The 20,017-nt window shown below is 63.0% G+C and carries 19 protein-coding genes; 14 read left to right on the top strand and 5 right to left on the bottom strand.

The features are described from left to right. The first annotated feature begins 168 nt into the window (after positions 1-168). Positions 169-1,893: a dihydroxy-acid dehydratase gene (gene ilvD / locus NKJ94_RS15130; protein WP_352526057.1), complete on the top strand. Its 1,725-nt coding sequence runs from the start codon at positions 169-171 to the stop codon at positions 1,891-1,893. After that, positions 1,880-2,713: a tetratricopeptide repeat protein gene (locus tag NKJ94_RS15125; protein WP_352526056.1), complete on the top strand. Its 834-nt coding sequence runs from the start codon at positions 1,880-1,882 to the stop codon at positions 2,711-2,713. The genes ilvD and NKJ94_RS15125 overlap by 14 nt, the downstream gene beginning before the upstream one ends. 26 nt (positions 2,714-2,739) lie before the next feature. Here the strand turns inward: NKJ94_RS15125 and NKJ94_RS15120 are convergent, their stop codons facing one another. The 5 genes from NKJ94_RS15120 to erpA all read right to left on the bottom strand — a co-directional run bounded on the left by NKJ94_RS15120 (position 2,740) and on the right by erpA (position 5,201). Then, complete coding sequence (locus NKJ94_RS15120; RefSeq protein ID WP_352526055.1) at positions 2,740-3,057, bottom strand: hypothetical protein; 318 nt, start codon at positions 3,055-3,057, stop codon at positions 2,740-2,742. A gap of 63 nt (positions 3,058-3,120) precedes the next feature. Continuing rightward, entirely contained in the window at positions 3,121-3,915 is a 795-nt protein-coding gene (xth, locus tag NKJ94_RS15115) for an exodeoxyribonuclease III (RefSeq protein WP_352526053.1), read from the bottom strand. Between the two features lie 30 nt (positions 3,916-3,945). Beyond that, positions 3,946-4,335 carry a VOC family protein gene (locus NKJ94_RS15110; protein WP_352526052.1) on the bottom strand — a complete coding sequence of 130 codons (390 nt, stop codon included), beginning with the start codon at positions 4,333-4,335 and terminating at the stop codon, positions 3,946-3,948. Then, positions 4,336-4,668 carry a hypothetical protein gene (locus NKJ94_RS15105; RefSeq protein ID WP_352526050.1) on the bottom strand — a complete coding sequence of 111 codons (333 nt, stop codon included), beginning with the start codon at positions 4,666-4,668 and terminating at the stop codon, positions 4,336-4,338. A 185-nt stretch (positions 4,669-4,853) separates the two neighbouring features. Next, the gene (erpA, locus tag NKJ94_RS15100; protein WP_352526048.1) at positions 4,854-5,201 is read right to left on the bottom strand and encodes an iron-sulfur cluster insertion protein ErpA; all 348 of its coding nucleotides are present in this window, start codon (positions 5,199-5,201) and stop codon (positions 4,854-4,856) included. A 73-nt stretch (positions 5,202-5,274) separates the two neighbouring features. Here erpA and NKJ94_RS15095 point away from each other — a divergent pair, with 73 nt between their 5' ends. From NKJ94_RS15095 to NKJ94_RS15035, 12 genes are all read left to right on the top strand, one after another. Continuing rightward, positions 5,275-6,489, top strand: coding sequence for a deoxyguanosinetriphosphate triphosphohydrolase (locus NKJ94_RS15095; protein WP_352526047.1), 1,215 nt, complete (start codon positions 5,275-5,277; stop codon positions 6,487-6,489). 61 nt (positions 6,490-6,550) lie between these two features. Beyond that, entirely contained in the window at positions 6,551-8,308 is a 1,758-nt protein-coding gene (argS, locus tag NKJ94_RS15090; protein ID WP_352526045.1) for an arginine--tRNA ligase, read from the top strand. Between the two features lie 103 nt (positions 8,309-8,411). Next, positions 8,412-12,059 (top strand): SPOR domain-containing protein, encoded by a 3,648-nt coding sequence (locus NKJ94_RS15085; RefSeq protein WP_352526043.1) that lies wholly within the window; start codon positions 8,412-8,414, stop codon positions 12,057-12,059. A gap of 119 nt (positions 12,060-12,178) precedes the next feature. Next, complete coding sequence (gene nagZ / locus NKJ94_RS15080) at positions 12,179-13,198, top strand: beta-N-acetylhexosaminidase (protein ID WP_352526042.1); 1,020 nt, start codon at positions 12,179-12,181, stop codon at positions 13,196-13,198. Between the two features lie 58 nt (positions 13,199-13,256). Then, positions 13,257-14,057: a segregation and condensation protein A gene (locus tag NKJ94_RS15075; RefSeq protein WP_352526216.1), complete on the top strand. Its 801-nt coding sequence runs from the start codon at positions 13,257-13,259 to the stop codon at positions 14,055-14,057. After that, complete coding sequence (gene scpB, locus NKJ94_RS15070; protein ID WP_352526041.1) at positions 14,054-14,833, top strand: SMC-Scp complex subunit ScpB; 780 nt, start codon at positions 14,054-14,056, stop codon at positions 14,831-14,833. Before NKJ94_RS15075 ends, scpB begins: the two co-directional genes overlap by 4 nt. Positions 14,834-15,011: 178 nt before the next feature. Further along, positions 15,012-15,233: a twin-arginine translocase TatA/TatE family subunit gene (locus NKJ94_RS15065; protein ID WP_352451388.1), complete on the top strand. Its 222-nt coding sequence runs from the start codon at positions 15,012-15,014 to the stop codon at positions 15,231-15,233. 45 nt (positions 15,234-15,278) lie between these two features. Continuing rightward, on the top strand, positions 15,279-15,944 hold the full coding sequence (gene tatB, locus NKJ94_RS15060; RefSeq protein ID WP_352526040.1) for a Sec-independent protein translocase protein TatB: 666 nt from the start codon (positions 15,279-15,281) through the stop codon (positions 15,942-15,944). Beyond that, positions 15,941-16,804 (top strand): twin-arginine translocase subunit TatC, encoded by an 864-nt coding sequence (tatC, locus tag NKJ94_RS15055; protein WP_352526039.1) that lies wholly within the window; start codon positions 15,941-15,943, stop codon positions 16,802-16,804. Before tatB ends, tatC begins: the two co-directional genes overlap by 4 nt. Positions 16,805-17,074: 270 nt before the next feature. Further along, positions 17,075-18,520: a serine--tRNA ligase gene (serS, locus tag NKJ94_RS37570; RefSeq protein ID WP_502904202.1), complete on the top strand. Its 1,446-nt coding sequence runs from the start codon at positions 17,075-17,077 to the stop codon at positions 18,518-18,520. Then, a complete protein-coding gene (gene surE, locus NKJ94_RS15040) occupies positions 18,520-19,278 on the top strand; it encodes a 5'/3'-nucleotidase SurE (RefSeq protein ID WP_352526038.1) in 759 nt (252 codons plus the stop codon). The genes serS and surE overlap by 1 nt, the downstream gene beginning before the upstream one ends. Next, positions 19,275-19,940, top strand: a complete 666-nt coding sequence (locus NKJ94_RS15035) for a protein-L-isoaspartate(D-aspartate) O-methyltransferase (RefSeq protein WP_352526037.1) — start codon at positions 19,275-19,277, stop codon at positions 19,938-19,940. The genes surE and NKJ94_RS15035 overlap by 4 nt, the downstream gene beginning before the upstream one ends. The last annotated feature ends 77 nt before the right edge of the window (positions 19,941-20,017 follow it).

Genomic DNA, 20,017 nt, shown 5'->3' with positions numbered 1-20,017 from the left:
ATTGTGACGTTTTGGCAACAAGTTTCTGAACAACCCTCGCGTCGCCGAGCCGCCCGGGAACATTGCCCATTTCCCGCCATAAACCCGGCGCACCTCGAACTTGTCTCGGGACACGCGCCAACAGGCTAGGCGAAGAGGCAGGCCGCACCGCCCGCGGCAAGGACGAGTATGGACGCCAGAGCGATCTCCAAGGCCAAGCTGCCAAGCCGCCACGTGACCGTTGGTCCTGAGCGGGCGCCACACCGCTCCTACCTCTATGCGATGGGGCTGTCGGCGGCCGAGATCGCGCAGCCGCTGGTCGGCGTCGCAAGTTGTTGGAATGAGGCCGCACCCTGCAACATCTCGCTGATGCGCCAGGCGCAAGTGGTCAAGAAGGGCGTGGCCGCCGCCAGTGGCACGCCGCGCGAATTCTGCACCATCACCGTCACCGACGGCATCGCCATGGGCCATCAGGGGATGAAGTCGTCGCTGGTATCGCGCGAGGTCATCGCCGATTCGGTCGAGCTTACGATGCGCGGCCATTGCTACGATGCGCTGGTCGGACTGGCCGGCTGCGACAAGTCGCTGCCCGGCATGATGATGGCCATGGTGCGCCTCAACGTGCCATCGATCTTCATCTACGGCGGCTCGATCCTGCCCGGCAGCTACCGTGGCCGGCAGATCACCGTGCAGGACGTGTTCGAGGCCGTCGGTCAGCATTCGGTCGGCACGATCAGCGACGCTGAGCTCCTTGAAATCGAACAAGTCGCCTGTCCGTCGGCCGGCTCCTGCGGTGCCCAGTTCACCGCCAACACCATGGCCACCGTGGCCGAGGCGATTGGCCTGGCGCTGCCCTATTCCTGCGGCGCGCCGGCACCTTACGAGATGCGCGACCGCTTCAATTTCGCTTCCGGCGAAAAGATCATGGAGCTGATCGCAAGGAACATCCGCCCGCGCGATATCGTTACTATGAAAGCGTTGGAAAATGCCGCGACCGTGGTCTCGGCCACTGGCGGCTCGACCAACGCGGCGCTGCATTTGCCGGCGATCGCGCACGAGGCCGGGATAAAGTTCGACCTTTTCGACGTGGCCAAGATATTTGAGAAGACGCCCTACATCGCCGACCTCAAGCCGGGCGGCAAATACGTCGCCAAGGACATGTTCGAGGCCGGCGGCATTCCGTTGCTGATGAAGACGCTGCTCGACCACGGCTATCTTCATGGCGATTGCCTGACGGTGACCGGCCGCACTTTGGCCGAAAATATGGAACATGTTTCCTGGAATGACAGCCAGGATGTGGTCCGTCCCGCCAATAGGCCGATCACCCAGACCGGCGGGGTCGTGGGCTTGAAGGGTAACCTTGCCCCCGAAGGCGCGATCGTGAAGGTCGCCGGTATGGCGGAGCTCAAATTCTCGGGTCCGGCACGCTGCTTCGATTCGGAAGAGGAATGTTTCGAGGCTGTTACGCACCGCAACTATAGGGAAGGCGAGGTTCTCGTCATCCGCTATGAGGGCCCGCGCGGCGGCCCAGGCATGCGCGAAATGCTGTCGACGACGGCGGCTCTTTATGGCCAAGGCATGGGCGGCAAGGTGGCGCTCATCACCGACGGGCGTTTTTCGGGCGCGACGCGCGGTTTCTGCATCGGCCATGTCGGGCCGGAAGCGGCCGTGGGCGGCCCGATCGGGCTGCTGAAGGACGGCGACTTGATTTCGATCGACGCGGTGAATGGCACGATCGAGGTTGCGTTGTCCAAGGCCGAACTGGCGGCGAGGGCAAAGGCATGGAAGGCGCGCACGACCGACTATCAGTCGGGCGCGATCTGGAAATACGCACAGACGGTCGGATCTGCCCGCGATGGCGCGGTCACCCATCCCGGCGGTGCCAAAGAAACACACTGCTATGCGGACATCTGAGTTGTTGAGGTCGTCTGTCCTTTCGGCACTGGTTGCGCTCGCCACTTTTGGCGCGACCTTGGGCGCCGTCGGCCAGGCCATGGCCTTCGACGACAAGGTATTCGACGACAAGACCGGCGTGAAGCCGCAGTCGAGCCCGTGGGCGGTATTCCAGTTCGGCTTTTCCGCCTACAAGAACGGCCATAAGGAGCAGGCCGCGGAAGCCTATAAATATGCCGCCGAGAACGGCCAGATCGGTGCCACCTGGAAGCTTGCGCGCATGTATGCCGAAGGCGATGGCGTGGCGCGAGACGACTACGCGGCATTCAAGTTCTTCAGCGAGATCGTCGACCAGGACGTCGAGCCCGGTTCGCCCGAGGAAAGCTATGTTTCGGACGCGCTGGTGGCGCTTGGCGACTATCTGAGGAAGGGCATTCCCGGCAGCCCCGTCGAGGAGAACGAGGTGGCGGCCCAGGAATATTACATGCGTGCCGCCGCCAACTACCGCAACCCGAACGCCCAATTCGAGATGGGCCAGATGTTCCTCAAGGGCGAGGGCGGCGTCAAGGCAAGCGTCAAGCAGGCCGGCCGCTGGTTCCAGCTGGCGGCCGAAAAGGGCCATGCGGGGGCACAGGCGACGCTCGGCAACCTGCTTTTCCAAAGCGGCAAGATCGTGCGGGGGCTGGCGATGATGACCGCGGCGCTCGAACGGGCCTCACCCGCCGACCAGCCATGGATCCGCGGCATGCAGGAAGAAGCGTTTGCCGCCGCCGGCGAAGCCGACCGCCGTACCGCGATCTCGCTGGCCGACGACATCCTCACCAAGGGTGGCGGCGACTAGTAGGCCGGCGGGATTGTCGATTTAAATCAATTCTCGGTCGGTTCCGCCGGCACGCCGCCGGGCGCTGGTGTTGAGATCGGCGTGCCCTGCAGATGCGGGGCCAGCGTGTTCTCCGGGCAGCCGTCCCGCTGCTTTGTCCAGGATGTGTTGTTGAGCACCATCTCGCAGCGGGCGAGATGGCTTTGTCCGGCAAGCGTCAGGCAGGCCATTTGGCCGATCTGGAACGATTTGCCGTTGGCAAGGCATTCCTCATCGGCAAAAGCCTGCACTGTTGCTGCCATGGCAAACGCCAGAGCAATCGGACAAAGAGCCGTTCGAATGGTCATGGGAACCCCTGCCGCCATGATGACGTCCCATCAGACGCGCGATTTGTGGCGATATGAGGGTTCGGTGCCGGCACCGACGGATCAGGCCGGCTGCAGGTCGAGATCCACCGCCACCGGCACGTGGTCGGAAGGTTTTTCCCAGGCGCGCACTTGCTTTTCGATCGAAGCCGAGGAAAACCAATTGGCGGCTTCGGGTGACAACAGCAGGTGGTCGATGCGGATGCCGTTGTTCTTCTGCCAGGCGCCGGCCTGATAGTCCCAGAACGTAAACGTGTCCGGCGCATCCGTAACCGCGCGCACGGCTTCGGTGAAGCCGAGATTCTTCAGCCGGCGGAACGCACGTCGCGTCTCGGGCTGGAACAGCGCGTCGCTTAGCCAGTTTTCCGGATATTTCGCGTCGACCGGCTCGGGGATGACATTGTAGTCGCCGGCCAGAACCAGCGGCTCTTCCAGCGCAAGCCGCTCCTCGGCCCAGCGCTCCAGCCGTGCCATCCAGGAAAGCTTGTAGGAGAACTTCTTCTCGTCGTCGATCGGGTTGCCGTTCGGCAGATAGAGCGAGGCAACGCGCAAGGCGCCCTTATCGGTCGAGAACACGCCCTCGATGAAACGCGCCTGCTCGTCGGCATCGTCGCCCGACAGGCCACGGTTGACCTCGTCGAAGCGCAGCTTCGACAGGATGGCGACGCCGTTGAAGCCTTTTTGGCCATAAGTCTCGACATTGTAGCCGAGCGCCTCGATCTCGGCGCGGGGAAACTGCTCGTCGACCGTCTTGATCTCCTGCAGGCAGGCGATGTCGGGCGCGCTTTCCGTCAGCCAATGGGTCAAATTGCCGATGCGGGCGCGAACGCCATTGATGTTCCAGGTGACGATTTTCATGACGGCCTCGATAGGCTGGTGGTCCGGAGACTAGCGATCCGGCGGGTGACGTTCGACAAGGCCGATCGTATTGCCTGCCGGGTCCTTTAGGAAGGCCATCCATTCGCTTTCCCCTGCCTGGCCGAACAGGCCTTCGGTGTCGCGATGGACGAGCGCCGGCGGCGCGGTGAAGGGGACACCGGCGGCTCTTGCCGAAGCGTGGAACTCTTCGAGGCCCGATATGTCGAGATAGACGGTGCCGGCCGGCAGGCCGTCAGTGAAAAGCAGGCGCACGTCACCTGCCATGATGAAGGCGATGCCCGGCGGATCGAAACGCACATGCAGGCTCATGCCGAGCACGTCGCGCCAGAACGCCAGCGTTGCATCGAGGTCGCGCCCGGCGGAAAGCGCGACCTGACGGACCGCGCCAACGCGGCGCATTCACTTACTCCCGAAAGGTTGGCACTCGGCATTTTCGGCGAGTATCTGCTCTATCGCCTCCCGCAAATGCGTTGACTGCTCGCGCGTCGTACTCTCGTGCATCCAATCACAGGCATCAAAGACGCCGCCAAGCCAAACCGGGAAGTCGTATTTCTGCTCAATGGGGAAGACCATCCGGCAGATATCAAACGGGTCCAACTCTCCTTGCAGATAAGTGCTGATACGCCGCAGGAAAACCTTGCGCGCGATGTCGCTCGCTTCTGCGGACCTGTCGTCGAAATCAGGAAATCGCCGCACAACGAGCGACTTCAATTGATCGCGGGGCTTTTCCAAGGCTTGTAATGTTCCTCGGGTTGCATCGCACGAGCTGCACGTAGTCGATGTCGTCGGCATAGCTCGGCGACGGCGCATGGCGGCTGGCCCAAGCAACAATATCGGCGTCGGAAATTGCTTCTATCTCGCGAGCGACAAGGACCGTCACAGGATCCTCACGGCCCTCGAGAAGCGGTTTCATACGTTCATATACTGAAGCTGGTGCCGCAGCCGCAGGAGGCGACCGCATTTGGGTTTCTGATCTGGAACGACTGGCCCATCAGATCGTCGACGAAATCAATCACCGAGCCGCCCATATAGACCAGCGACAGGTCGTCGATCAGCACGGTGGCGCCGTCCTTCTCGATGGCGACATCGTCATCATTGCGCTTGTCGACCAGGTCGAACTTGTAGGAAAAGCCGGAACAGCCGCCGCCCTCGACCGAAACGCGCAACGCCGTCTTGCCGGCCTCGTTCGCCACAATCTTGGCGATGCGCCTGGCGGCGGCGTCGGTCATCTCGACTTTCATAGCGGTCTTGGCATCAGCGCCCATGGGCGTCACCTTGCTTTCGGTTTCGTATGATAGGTATGAAGCGCGACGGGGCAAGTCAACTGCGGCATACGCTATGACCAACGAGTTGGGCGACATCGGATTTGGCTATCGGCCGCGCGCGGCCTATGCCAGCGACCCGGCGAAGTCGCGCGGGCGGCTGTTCGACGAGGTGGAAAGCCCGACGCGCACGCCGTTCCAGCGCGACCGCGACCGCATCATCCATTCGACGGCGTTCCGCCGGCTGAAGCACAAGACGCAAGTGTTCGTTGCGCATGAAGGCGACCATTACCGCACAAGGCTGACGCATTCGATCGAGGTGGCGCAGATTGCACGCGCCCTGGCGCGGGCGCTGCGCGGCGACGAGGATCTGGCCGAGGCGGTGGCGCTGGTGCACGATTTCGGCCATACGCCCTTTGGCCATACTGGCGAGGACGCGCTGAATGAGAAGATGGCCGCCTGGGGCGGCTTCGACCACAATGCGCAGTCGCTGCGCGTGGTGACGCGGCTGGAGCGGCGCTATGCCGAATTTGACGGCCTGAACCTCACCTGGGAAACGCTGGAAGGCCTGGTCAAGCACAATGGCCCGCTGACCGATGCCAAGGGCAAGGGGCTGAAGGGGCCAGTGCCGCAGGCGATCCGCGATTATTCCGAACTGCACGATCTCGAGCTCGACCGCTTCGCCGGTATCGAGGCGCAGTGCGCGGCGATTGCCGACGACATCGCCTACAACACCCACGACATCGACGATGGCCTGAGGGCAGGGCTGCTGACGCTGGATATGCTAGAGGATGTCTCGCTGCCAGGGTCGATCCTCAAGGGCGTGCGTGAGCGCTATCCGGCGCTCGATGACGTACGCACCGGCCACGAGCTGATGCGCCGGCAGATCACCATCATGGTCGAGGACGTAATCGTCTCGACGACGGCCAATCTGGCGCGCATCAAGCCTGACAGCGCCGAAGCGGTGAGGGCGGCAGGCGAGACAATGGTGACCTTCTCCGCCGAGACGGCCGTATCGGAAAAGGAACTGAAGGCCTTTCTCTACAAGCATCTCTACCGGCATGCCGAGGTCATGCGGGTGCGCACCGAGGCCGACCAGATCGTCAGGGACCTGTTCGACGCCTATTTCGCCGATCCGCGCGCCATGCCGGATGGCTGGCGCGAAGGGCTCGACCGGGCGGAGGACCGCGTCAAGGCACGCAGCGTCGCCGATTTCCTGGCCGGCATGACGGACACTTATGCGCTCAAGGAGCACAGGCGTTTGTTTGACCATACGCCGGATTTGAGCTAGGGCGGGCTCGATTTTGCCGGCCAACGAGCCGGATCCCTGCAAAACCGTCAGAGCCATAGCAATGAACATCTTCGCCGATTTCAACGCGCGAATCATAAAGGCCGTCGAAGCGCTTGATTTGAAAGACAAGAATGGCGTGCCGCCGGACCTGTCGCGCATCGCCGTCGAGCCGCCGCGCGATGCCAGCCATGGCGACCTGGCGACCAACGCTGCGATGGTGTTGGCCAAGCCGACCGGCCAGAATCCGCGCGCGCTGGCCGAAAGGCTGGCCGAGGCGCTGCGCGCCGACAAGGATATCGCGGCCGCCGAGATCGCCGGCCCGGGCTTCGTCAATCTCAGGCTCAAGGGCGACTTCTGGCAGGCGCATTTGACGGCGCTGCTCGGCGAAGGCCGCAATTACGGCCGCTCGACGGTCGGCAGCGGCAAGAAAACCAATGTCGAATATGTCTCGGCCAACCCGACCGGGCCGATGCATGTCGGCCATTGCCGGGGTGCTGTGGTCGGTGACGCGCTCGCCAATCTGATGGCCTTCGCCGGTTACGACGTCACCAAGGAATATGTCATCAACGATGCCGGTTCGCAGATCGACGTGCTCGGCCGCTCAGTCATGCTGCGCTACCGCGAGGCGCTCGGCGAGGAAATCGGCGACATTCCGGCCGGGCTTTATCCAGGCGACTATCTCGTCCCGGTCGGCCAGGCGCTGGCCGGCGAATTCGGCCGTGCCCTGCTGCAGATGCCGGACGAGGAGGCGCTTGCCATCGTCAAGGACAGGACGATCGATGCGATGATGGCGATGATCCGCGAGGATCTGGCGCTGCTCAACGTGCATCACGACGTCTTCTTCTCCGAGCGTACGCTGCATGCGAACAACGCCCGCAAGATACGCTCGGCGATCAGCGACCTGACGCTGAAGGGCCACATCTACAAGGGGAAGCTGCCGCCGCCCAAGGGCGAGAAGCCGGACGACTGGGAGGACCGCGAGCAGACGCTGTTCCGCTCGACCGCGGTCGGCGACGACATGGACCGGGCGCTGGTCAAGTCGGACGGCACCTTCACCTATTTCGCCGCCGACGTCGCTTACCTCAAGGACAAAGTCGATCGCGGCTTTGTCGAACTGATCTATGTGCTTGGCGCCGATCATGGCGGCTACGTGAAGCGGCTGGAGGCGCTTGCCCGGGCAATTGCCGGCGACGAGGTCAAGCTTACCGTGCTGCTTTGCCAGCTGGTGAGGCTTTTTCGCGCCGGCGAGCCGGTGCGCATGTCGAAGCGGTCGGGCGAGTTCGTGACCTTGCGCGAAGTGGTCGAGGAGGTCGGCCGCGACCCGATCCGCTTCATGATGCTCTACCGCAAGAACGACGCGCCGCTCGACTTCGACTTCGCCAAGGTGACCGAGCAGTCGAAGGACAATCCGGTGTTTTACGTGCAGTATGCCTCGGCACGCTGCCATTCGGTGTTCCGGCAGGCGAGCGAGCAGTTGGGCGAGGCCAATTTCGACCGCAACCAGCTGGCCGCCGAAGTGGCTTTGCTGACCGACGAGGGAGAGATCGGCCTGATCAGAAAGCTTGCCGAATATCCGCGACTGATCGAAGCCGCGGCGCTCGCGCTCGAGCCCCACCGGCTGGCATTTTACCTCTACGAACTAGCTTCCAGCTTCCACGGACACTGGAACCGGGGCACCGATAATCCCGACTTACGTTTTGTTAAGGTTAACGACCGACAATTGACGCATGCCAGACTAGGGCTGGTGCAGGCTGTTTCGGACGTTTTGACGTCCGGCCTGACGCTGATCGGAGCCAATGCGCCCACCGAAATGCGTTAGGTTTGACTAAAAAACCTGTCACCTTTTGCCCACATTGCGCTGGTAAGGGCCAACCCTACGCGACGTCCATGGCGTCCGAATGAGTGCGAGTTCGGGAACAATAATGGCAGACAGAACCCAGCTGAGAGCAGCCGACCACAACGACATCGCCAACGATGATCCGTTCGCGGAACTGACCAGGATCATGGGGTTCGACCCGCGCCAGCCGGTCAAACCGCAAACCCCGGCCCAGTCGAAAACCGCTGCCGCCGAGCCGTCGGCGGGTGAGGGCGATTTCGACATCGATCTCGAGAAGGAGTTGATGGGCGAGTTCGGCACCGACGCCAATGACAATGCTGCGCCTGCCGAGCTTCGCGAACCGGCACCCGAAACGGCCGCCGACGAGATGGATGACGCGCTTGCCGCCTCATTCGAGCAGGATTTCGCGTTCGAGGACAGTGCGGCGGACAATGCTGCTCCTGTTGCGGCCGCTCCTGTTGCTGCCGAGGAAATTGCCTCCGCCCGCACCGGGGCGTTCGCTCCCGCTGTCGAGCCGGAGTTCGACGACGAGTTCGATAATGCCGTCGCCGGCTCGCTCGAAGACGTGTCGCCGTTCGAGGACGACTTGTCGACGGGCGACGAACTTGCCGCCTCTCTCGACCAGGATTTTCGGCTCGACGACGATGTGACGGGCAAGATCGGGGCGACGAGCGATGCCGAACCCAGGGCCGCAGCCGAGGCGTACGCGCGGGTCGACGAGCCCGCCTTCGACAATGAGTTCGACAACGCCGTGGCAAGCTCGCTCGAAGACGAGCTGATGCTCGAAGAGCATGAGCCGATGGAGCAGGCCGTCGCCGTTGAAACCGCAGCGCAAGCCGCCGAGCCTGCGTTCAATGACGAGTTCGACGATGCCGTTGCAAGCTCGCTCGAAGACGAGTTGATGTTCGACGAGCATGAGCCGGCGGCAAACGTCGCATCGCCGGTTGAGGCGGTTTCGGACGATGAGAATTTTGCCGGCCATGTCGATGATGCCGTGGCCGATGTCGACATGGACTTCGACGTTCGCCCGAACGAGCCTGCCGAAATCGAAGAACCAGAATTTATCGAAGAGCTGTCGATCGAAGAACCAGAGGCCGTTGAGCTTTCCGGCACGGCCGCTGAAGCGGCGTTCGACGACGATTTCGATCTGAGCTTCGACGATGCGCTTGCCGAGGACGTCGAAGAGTCCGTGGCGCAGGTCGTTGCGGCCGAACCAGTGGCGCCGGCCGCCGCTGTCGTCCCGACGGCCCCAGTTGCTGAGGAACGCAGTCTGGAAGACGAGCTGAACGCGCTGCTGGGTGCGATGAGCACACGGCCGGCACAAGCGGCCAACGAACCTCCGATGACCCAGAAGCCTGTGACAGCTGCTCAGCAGCCCATGGCGCCTGCAATTCAGCAGCCAGCAGTGGCTGCTGAACAGCCAATCGCGGCGGCTGAAGAAGTCACCAACGAACCGGTGCATCCTGTCGGCGAGCTGGATTGGGAACTCGATGAGCACAAGCCCGCTGAGCCGCAGCAGTCCAGTGCCGCCGATGACGCCGATCTTGGTGCTGTTCTCCTCGATGAGCTTGAAGGCGAGGATTTCGGTGTTGACGCCGCCGCCGGACCTACGGATGATTTAGACAACGATGCGCTCGATGCCGACTTCGCCAGGAATATCGGCCTGGATCATGACTCGGCCGACAAGAGTGCGGCAGCTGCTTCCGAAGAAGATCCGCTAGATGCGCTGAACTGGCTGACGGCACGCGCCACACCGGCCGAGCCGGCCCGCTCGTGGAGCCGCGTGACGCCGGTCGCACAGCCTCAGCCCGCTTTTGCAAACCAGCCGGTGGCTTCGGCGCGTCCGGCACCGCAGCAGCCAGCTGCAACGCCGTCCTATCGGGCCGCGCCGGTCGAAGAGAGGCCGTCCTATGAAGGCCGGGCATCCCGTGAAGACAAGCCGTTCTATGAAGATGGGCCGTCCTATGAAGATGGGCCGTCCTATGAAGATGGGCCATCCTATGAAGATCGGCCGGCCTACACAGAAGCTGCACCAACCTCGCATCAACAGCCTTCCGCCTATGACGAGATGCCCGATGTCGAGACGGTCGACGTGCCCGAGCGCGTCGTGGCGCTGGCGGACGATCTCGACATTCCGGAGCTCAACTTCGACGATGACGAGCCAATGGCGCCCGCCTACGACGATCTTGACGCCGACTTTGCCAGCCTTCTCACCGAAATGAATGCCACGGACATAGCGCCTGCCCCGGTGCGCAGTGCTGGCTATGATGATGAATACGATGCCGGCTTCGGGTCTGGCTATAAGCAAGATCCTGGCGAGACGCGCGCCTATGGCGCCAAGCCTGTGGAAGCTCCTGTCAGCGCGGCAGCCGCTTCCTATGCCGATGCAGCGGACGATTTCGATCTGGGCACATTGCCCGGTGGCCAGCCGGTTTCGCAAGCCAACGACTTCACCTTTGACGAGCTCGACTACGATCCCGAGCTGGACGAGGCGATGTCGGTTCCGGGTCTCGCCGAGCGGGAGGCCGAAAAGCAGCCGCGCAGGCGCGGGCTGCTGATAGGAGCGGTAGTTGGCGCGGTGGCGATCGCCGGCGGCCTTGGCGCTTTTGCACTGACCTTCGGCGGCAAGGGCGGCAGCGACGCGCCGGTTATCGTCAAGGCCGATAATACGCCGATCAAGGTCAAACCGGAAAATCCAGGCGGCACCGTCGTGCCGAACCAGGACAACAAGGTCTATGACGCTGTAGTCAAGGGCACCAAGCCCGCCGAGCCCGTTCAGCAGAAGCTGGTCACCAACACCGAAGAGCCTGTGGATCTGAAGGCCAACGAGCCGGAGAGCCGCGTCGTCGATCTTTCGCCCAATGACCCCGATGCCGCTGATGCCGCTGATAGTATCGACGCGCCCGGCACCCGGGCGTCTGACACCAACGCGTCTGGCACCAACCCGTCTGGCGATACCGTAACTGCCGCCGCACCGGCGCCCAAGTCCGAGGATCGCATTGCGCAGGTTCTGCAGGAGGCCGACAAGGGTGCTAACCCCGAGATCGTCGCCGTTGCGCCACGCAAGGTACGGACGATGGTGGTGAAACCTGACGGGTCGCTGGTGGCGCGCGAGGATCCGGCGCCTGCCGCCCCGCAGATGGCTGCTGCCGAGCCGGCCGATCCGGCGCCGCAGCACGTAGCTCCGTCGACCCAGGCCGACGACGCGGCGCAGACCGGCGCCGTGCCCCTGATCGACCAAATGACAAGTGATCCGAAGAGTGGCGACCAGGCGAGTGGCGACCAGGCCGAAACCACCAAGCTGCAGCCGGCGCCCCAGCCCGACACAAAGGCTGAAGCCAAGGCCCAGCCGTCAGCCAGCAAGCAGTCCGCCAACACCCCGGCCACGGTCCCCGTGGCGCCGCAGCGTCCGTCCGACCAGCCGGTCGATGTGGTCGGCGAGGTCAAGCCCGATCAGGTTGCTTCCATCGATCCGGCCGCGGCCGGCGGTGGTTCGTGGTCGATACAGATCGCTTCGCAGCCGACAGTCGAAAGCGCCCAGGCGACTTACCAGGATCTGCAGCGCCGCTACGGCAGCGTGCTTTCCGGCCGCACCGCTAACATCGTCAAGGCCGAAATTGCCGGCAAGGGCACCTTCTACCGTGTCCGCGTTCCGGCGCAGTCTCGCAACGAGGCCATCAAACTGTGCACCGGCTACAAGGCTGCCGGCGGTAATTGCTTCGTGTCTCACTAGCGGCTCAAAGCCCCTCGAAAAGGCCGGCGCCCGCGCCGGCTTTTTTTGCGTGAACGGAAATTCCTGGAGACAATTGCGGGCGATTCCCTTTGTCCACGCGAAGCTCTAAACTGTTCCGCATGACCGAATCAAAATCCATGATCCTGGGCTGCGCCGGGAAATCACTGACCCGCGACGAGATCCGTTTCTATCGCAATGAATGCCCGTGGGGCTTCATCCTGTTTGCGCGCAATATCGGCGAGACCGAGCAGATCCGCGATCTGGTCGCCGCTATGCGCGACTGCGTCGGGCGTGCGGACGCGCCGGTATTCATCGACCAGGAGGGCGGTCGGGTGCAGCGCCTGCGGCCGCCGCTGGCGCCGAACTATCCGGCTGCCGGCGAACTCGGTGCCTTGTGGCGCGACGATCATGACGCCGGCACCCGTGCCGCCTGGCTGATGGCGCGGCTGCATGCATTCGACCTGCTGCGCTACGGCATCACGGCGGATTGCCTGCCAGTGCTCGACGTCCCGATCGAAGGCGCCAGCGACGTGATCGGCGCGCGCGCCTATGGCAAGGAGCCGCGCGCCGTCATCGAATTGGGCCGCGCCGCGGCGGAAGGCCTGATGGCGGGCGGCGTGCTGCCGGTGATGAAGCATATTCCCGGCCATGGAAGGGCCTTCGCCGACACGCATTTCGAACTGCCGACCGTCGACGCCTCGATCGGCGACCTGCAGCGGCATGATTTTGCCCCGTTCAGGGAGCTCAACCATTTGCCGATGGCGATGACGGCGCATGTCGTCTACAGCGCGATCGATCCGAAGAACCCGGCCACCACATCCGGCAAGGTCATCGAAAAGATCATCCGCGGCGAAATCGGCTTCGACGGTCTGTTGATGAGCGACGACACCTCGATGAAGGCACTTTCTGGGGATTTCCCGTCAAAGGCGGCCGCGATCCTTGCGGCGGGCTGCGATCTGGTCCTTCACTGCAACGGCGTGTTCGAGGAGATGGCCGGCATTGCGTCGCGCACGACCGGGCTTGAAGGCAAGTCGTTTGAGCGCGCGGAGCGGGCGCTGACCTATATCAGGAACCGTGACGTAGCGGACGAGACCGAGATTCGGGCCGAATTTGCCAGTTATTTCGACGCGGTGGCCTAGCATCAAAGGAAGCGAAGTGGCGGAGACATTGGACCTGAAGGCCGGCAAGGCCGCACCGATGGACCGCCTGTGGGCCGAGAACGACGATTCTCGGCTGACCGGCGATCCCGCCCTGGTCGTCGATGTGGCCGGTTTCGAAGGTCCGCTCGATCTTCTGCTGCATCTTGCCCGCAATCAGAAGGTCGACCTGTCGCGCATCTCGATCCTGGCGCTGGCCGAGCAATATCTGGTCTTCGTCGAGAAGGTGAGGGCACTGAGGCTGGAGCTTGCCGCCGACTACCTGGTGATGGCGGCATGGCTGGCCTTCCTCAAATCGAAGCTTCTGATCCCCAAGCAGCCCGGCGACGAAGGTGAAAGCGGCGAGGAACTGGCGGCGGTGCTGCAGTTCCGGCTGAAGCGGCTGGAGGCGATGCGCGACGCAGCTGCACGGTTGGTCAACCGCAACCGGCTCGGACGCGACGTGTTTGCGCGCGGCATGCCGGAGATGGTTATCGTCGAGAAGCGCAATGCCTATTCGGCCTCGCTCTATGACCTGTTGACCGCCTATGCCCAGCAGCGCCAGAAGCAGGCGGTCACCAATGTGACGATCGCCAGGCGCGGCGTGTGGTCGCTCAAGGATGCGCGCGACGTGCTGATCAGGCTGATCGGGTCGTTGCGCGACTGGACGGCGCTCGACAGTTTCCTGGTCGAATATCTGGCCGGCCCGGAAGAGCGGCGCACCGCAGTTGCCAGCTCGTTCGCCGCAACGCTGGAACTGGTGCGCGAAGGCAAGATGGAGATGCGGCAGGACCAGGTGTTCGCGCCGCTTTATCTGCGCGGCCGCGCCCAAGCCATCAAGATAGTCGAGGTGACACCATGAGCGAACGCGCCAACGCTTCGGTCATTCCGTTCAAGGTCGACGACGACGCCGAGCAAGGCATGGTCGCCGAAAACCCGGCACAAAACCAGGGGCAGAATTTGTCGCAGAATCCCGGCGAGCGGCTGCATATGGCGGAGGCCGTGCGGATGGCCGAAGCGATCGTATTCGCCAGCGCCGAGCCAGTCAGCGAAAAACAGCTCGCGGCGCGGCTGCCTGACGGCATCAACATTGCCGCGGCAATGGCCGAACTGCAGCAGATCTATGCGCGGCGCGGCGTCAACCTGGTGCGCGTCGGTGATGCCTGGGCCTTCCGCACCGCCGGCGACCTCGCCTTCCTGATGAGCCGCGACACGGTGCAGCAGCGGAAGCTTTCCCGCGCCGCCCTCGAAGTGCTGGCGATCATCGCCTACCACCAGCCGGTGACGCGCGCCGAGATCGAGGACATCCGCGGCGTCGAGACATCAAAGGGGACGCTCGACACGCTGATGGAGACGGAATGGGTGAGGATGCGCGGCCGGCGCCGCACGCCCGGCCGTCCCGTCACCTACGGCACGACCGACATTTTCCTCGACCATTTCGCGCTGGAGGAGATCCGCGATCTCCCCGGCATGGAGGAATTGAAGGGTGCCGGGCTGCTGTCCGGCCGCATGCCGTCGAATTTCTCGGTGCCGCTGCCGCCGGCCGACCCCGATGCGCTCACCGACGACGAGGATCCGCTGACCGACATCGACCTCGAGGAACTCGGCCTTTTGACCCCGCGCGTCACGGAAGATTGACCCGAGCGCCATCTTAAAGCCATAGGCAGGGCGGAACTGCGCCGATTGGTAGCGGGCTGCTGTGCCGAAAGTGCGTGACATCTGCCACTCATTCATGAACTCTGTCGCAGTTCTGTTTGAATCCGAACCCGAAAGCGCATAGATCAGCGTCTGGGAAACCGTTCGAGAGAGATTTGCTATGGGTTCATTTTCGATTTGGCACTGGATGATCGTTCTGGTGATCGTGCTGCTGGTCTTCGGCCGCGGCAAGATCCCCGAGTTGATGGGCGACATGGCCAAGGGCATCAAGAGCTTCAAGAAGGGCATGGCCGACGACGACACTGCTGAGGACAAGCGCACCGTCGAACACCGTTCCGACGAAACCGTTTCGGTACCGAAGGAAAAGGCCAGCAAAGGCTGAGCCCAAAACTTTAGTCGGCCAAAACTTGAGTCGGAACGTATAGCCATGTTCGAAGTCGGCTGGACCGAGATGCTGGTGATCGCGATCGTCATGATCGTGGTCGTCGGGCCCAAGGATTTGCCCAACATGCTGCGCACCTTCGGCCGCACAACGGCGAAGCTGCGCGCCATGGCGTCCGATTTCCAGCGGCAGTTCAACGACGCACTGAAGGAAGCCGAGCTCGACGACGTCAAGAAGTCGGTCGATTCGCTGAGAAGCCTCAATCCGGCGGCCGAGATCAGGAAACAGCTCAATCCATTCGAGCAGGCGGCCGCTGACGTCCGTTCCGGCGTCGATGCCGTGATGAAACCCAAGCCGGTCGTCGATCCCGCCACTTCGACAGAGCAGGCAGCCGAGCCGCTGAAGAACGGCGCAACGACGACGCCGGGCGTCAGTCCGCCGGAGCCGACGCCGGCCACGCCGATCTTTCCGGCGATGACGGACGAGTCCGTCGTGGCACCGGCAGTGCAGGCGCAAACGACTGCAGCGGCCGTGCCGCAAAAAGCATCGGCGGCAAAGAAGAAGCCGGCGTCTGCGAAGGCAGCGGCTGCCGTGCCGGCCAAGCCGGCAAAGACCGCTGCGCCAAAGGCCGCCACGAAAGCTGAGCCGAAAGCTCAATCGGCAGCAACGAAGAAGCCGGCCGCCAGGAAAACGGCGGGAGCCGCAAAGTGAGCACTTCGGATAAGGAACAGGACGAAATCGAAAAATCGTCGGCTCCGCTGATGGAGCACCTGATCGAGTTGCGCCGGCGGCTGATGTGGTCGATCGGCGGTTTCTTCGTCGCTTTTCTTGTGTGCTTCTTCTTCGCCAAGAAGCTGTTCAACCTGCTGGTGATCCCGTTCAGATGGGCCACCCAATGGGCCGGGCTCGATCCGCACAAGGTCGAGCTGATCTATACGGCGCCGCAGGAATTCTTCTTTACCCAGGTCAAGCTCGCCATGTTCGGCGGCATGGTCATCGCCTTTCCGCTGATCGCCACGCAGATCTACAAATTCATCGCGCCCGGCCTCTACAAGAACGAGCGCAATGCCTTCCTGCCGTTCCTGATCGCCTCGCCGATCCTGTTCCTGATGGGCGCGTCGCTGGTCTATTTCTTCTTCACGCCGATGGTGATGTGGTTCTTCCTCGCCATGCAGCAGACCGGCACCAACGACCAGGTGCAGATTTCGCTGCTGCCGAAAGTGTCCGAATATCTCAGCTTGATCATGACGCTGATCTTCTCCTTCGGCCTGGTGTTCCAGTTGCCGGTGGTGACCAGCCTGATGACGCGTGTCGGCATGCTGTCGTCCCAGGGCTTGGCCGAGAAGCGCAAATGGGCGATCGTCATCGCCTTCGTGGTGGCGGCGGTGCTGACGCCGCCCGACCCGATGAGCCAGATCGGCCTCGCCATTCCGACGATCCTTCTCTACGAGGTCTCGATCTGGTCGGCCCGGCTGATCGAGCGCAGCAAGGAGCGCGACCGTGTGGCCCGCGAAAAGCAGGACGCCAGGGAAGAGGTGGCCGAAAAGCCGGCGGACGCGTCTTCGACGTAGCTGCGGTTGGGCGGTTGGCATCTTTGTTCTTGCTTTGTGCCGGCAGCTATGCTACTAATCTGGGTATGGTGCTGATTCGCGCCGACGACCCGCCTACTGAGGCGGGTTTTTTGTTTCAGGGTTTGAAAGTTCCGGTGTTGCCGGCCTGAGCGGGGCGCGAAGGAACTCGGCTTGACATCTTGCATCGGTCAATGATGCGGTTTACGCCCTCTGGTCTTTGTTTTGGGCATGTCGTTGCCCCGAAACCGCCGTGCCGAGGACGAACAGACCATGCTTGACATCAAATGGATTCGCGACAACCCGAAGGCCCTTGTCGAGGCGCTCCAGAAGCGCTCGTGGTCGGCCGAGGAGGCGCAGTCCACGGTCGACGACCTGATCGCCGCGGATGAGGCGCGACGCGAGCATCTGACCGAGTTGCAGACCAGGCAGGAACGCCGCAATGCCGCATCGAAGGAGATCGGCAATGCCATGCGTTCGGGCGATGCAGCCCTTGCCGAAAGGCTGAAGGCCGAGGTCGGCGAGATCAAGGCCTTCATCCAGAATGGCGAGGCGCGCGAGCGCGAGCTCGACAAGGCGCTGAACGACGTGTTGGCGGTGCTGCCCAATGTGCCGTTCGATGACGTGCCGATCGGCAAGGACGAGCACGACAATGTCGTCAAGCGCGTCGTCTGCAAGGTGCCGACCCGCCCGAATTGGGTAAAGGAGCATTTCGAGATCGGCGAAGCGCTCGGCATGATGGATTTCGAGCGTGCCGCAAGGCTTTCGGGTTCGCGCTTCACGGTGCTCAAGAACCAGCTGGCGCGGATGGAGCGCGCGCTCGGCCAGTTTATGCTCGATCTGCACACGACCGAGCACGGCTACGAGGAGATCGTCCCGCCGCTGATGGTGCGCGACGAGGCAATGTTCGGCACCGGACAATTGCCGAAATTTGAGGACGATTTGTTTGCTACAGCAAGAAATCTGACTTCGATTGAAAAGGTTGTACGAGCGCTTGCTTCAGCACAAGACGCGGGCTCACCAGATGTCGACGGTCGCTCTGCGCGACAACGAATTGTGGATGCTCTGGTGGGGCAGCCGGAAGAGACGTTCGTCTCGGCATCTATACAACGCCTTTGGCTCATCCCAACGGCCGAAGTGCCGCTGACAAATCTCGTGCGCGAGGAAATCACGCCGCACGAAAAACTGCCGCTGCGCTATACCGCGCTGACGCCGTGCTTCCGTTCGGAAGCGGGCTCGGCCGGCCGCGACACGCGCGGCATGCTGCGTCAGCACCAGTTCTACAAGGTCGAGCTGGTGTCGATCACCGACCAGGAATCGTCGCTTGCCGAGCACGAGCGGATGACCGAATGCGCCGAGGAGGTGTTGAAGCGGCTCGGCCTGCCGTTCCGCACCATAACGCTGTGCACCGGCGACATGGGCTTCGGCGCACGCAAGACCTACGACATCGAAGTTTGGCTGCCCGGCCAGAACGCCTATCGCGAGATCTCTTCGTGCTCGGTATGCGGCGATTTCCAGGCGCGGCGCATGGACGCCCGCTACAAGGACAAGGACGGCAAGGGCAATCGCTTCGTCCACACGCTGAACGGCTCCGGCACGGCCGTCGGCCGCGCTCTTATTGCCGTCATCGAAAATTACCAGAATGAGGATGGCAGTGTAACCATTCCTGAAGCGCTTCGGCCTTACATGGGCGGCCTGGAAAAGATCGAATCGAAATAATGCGCATCCTCCTGACCAACGACGACGGCATCCATGCCGAGGGTCTTGCATCGCTCGAACGCATCGCCCGCACGCTGTCGGACGACGTCTGGGTGGTGGCGCCGGAACAGGACCAGTCCGGCTATGCGCATTCGCTGTCGATCTCGGAGCCGCTGCGCCTAAGAAAAATCGGCGAAAAGCACTTTGCCGTGCGCGGTACGCCGACCGACTGCGTCATCATGGGCGTGAAGAAGATCCTGCCGGCAGCCCCCGACCTGATCCTGTCCGGCGTCAATTCCGGCGCCAACATCGCCGACGACGTCACCTATTCGGGCACGGTCGCCGGCGCCATGGAAGGCGCGCTGCTCGGCGTGCGCTCGATCGCCATCAGCCAGGCCTATTCCTATGTCGGCGAGGATCGCGTCGTTCCCTACGAGACCACCGAAGCGCTGGCGCCGGCGCTGCTCGAAAAACTTGTCGCCATGCCGTTGCCGGACGGCGTGCTGCTCAACGTCAACTTTCCGAATTGCCCGCCCGAAGAGATCGCCGGCACGGTCGTTACCTCGCAGGGCAAGCTCGTCCACAGCCTGTGGGTCGACGAGCGCCGCGACGGCCGCGGCCTGCCTTACTATTGGCTGCGCTTCGGCCGCGAGCCAGTAGAAGGCAAGCAAGGCACCGACCTCTATGCCATGCGCAATCGGCTGGTGTCGGTGACGCCGCTGCAGCTCGATCTCACCGCGCATGAAATCCGCGATCAACTGGCCAAGGCGCTCGCATGAACTTGAACCACGCTCCGGCGGTCGACGACCGCGAAGGTTTTGCCGCCTTTCTGCTTCGCCTGCGCGGCAGGGGCACGGTGCCGAAGGTGCTGATCGCCGCCTTTGAGGCGACTCCGCGGCGCGGCTTCCTGTCGGCCCACTTCCATTCGATCGCCTGGTCGGACCGCATGCTGCCGATCGAATGCGGCGAGGCCATCGAAGGCGCCGACCTGCAGGCGGCGGTGATCGCAGCACTTGCCATCGAGCCGGGAAACCGCGTGCTCGAGATCGGCACCGGGTCCGGCTATACGGCGGCGGTGATGTCGCGGCTTGCCGCTCGGATCGTCACCATCGACCGTTACAAGACGCTGGCCGAACAGGCCCGGCAGCGCCTCGAGGCACTCGCCATCGGCAATGTCATCGTGCGCCAGGCGGACGGTTCCAACGGGCTGGCCAACGAAGCGCCGTTCGACCGCATCGTCGCCTGGGCGGCCTTCGACAGCCTGCCGCGTTTCCTGCTCGACCAATTGTCGAGCGGCGGCATCGTCATCGCGCCGATCGGACCCGACGAGGGCGAGCAAGTGCTGGCCAAGCTGACCAAGGTCGGCAGCCGCTTCGAACGCGAGGATATCGGCCTGGTGCGCCTGCAGCCGATCTTGCACGGCGTCGCCGCGGTCATCTGACTTAAAAATTTTAAGAAAATTTGCGTCGGATTCTACAGGTTTAACCGACCGGTAACATTAACGCGCTTTAATCACAC

Origin of the sequence: Mesorhizobium sp. M0060 (genome assembly GCF_040323155.1) — a bacterium.
Lineage (GTDB): Bacteria > Pseudomonadota > Alphaproteobacteria > Rhizobiales > Rhizobiaceae > Mesorhizobium.
This window is presented reverse-complemented; position numbering and strand designations above follow the sequence as displayed.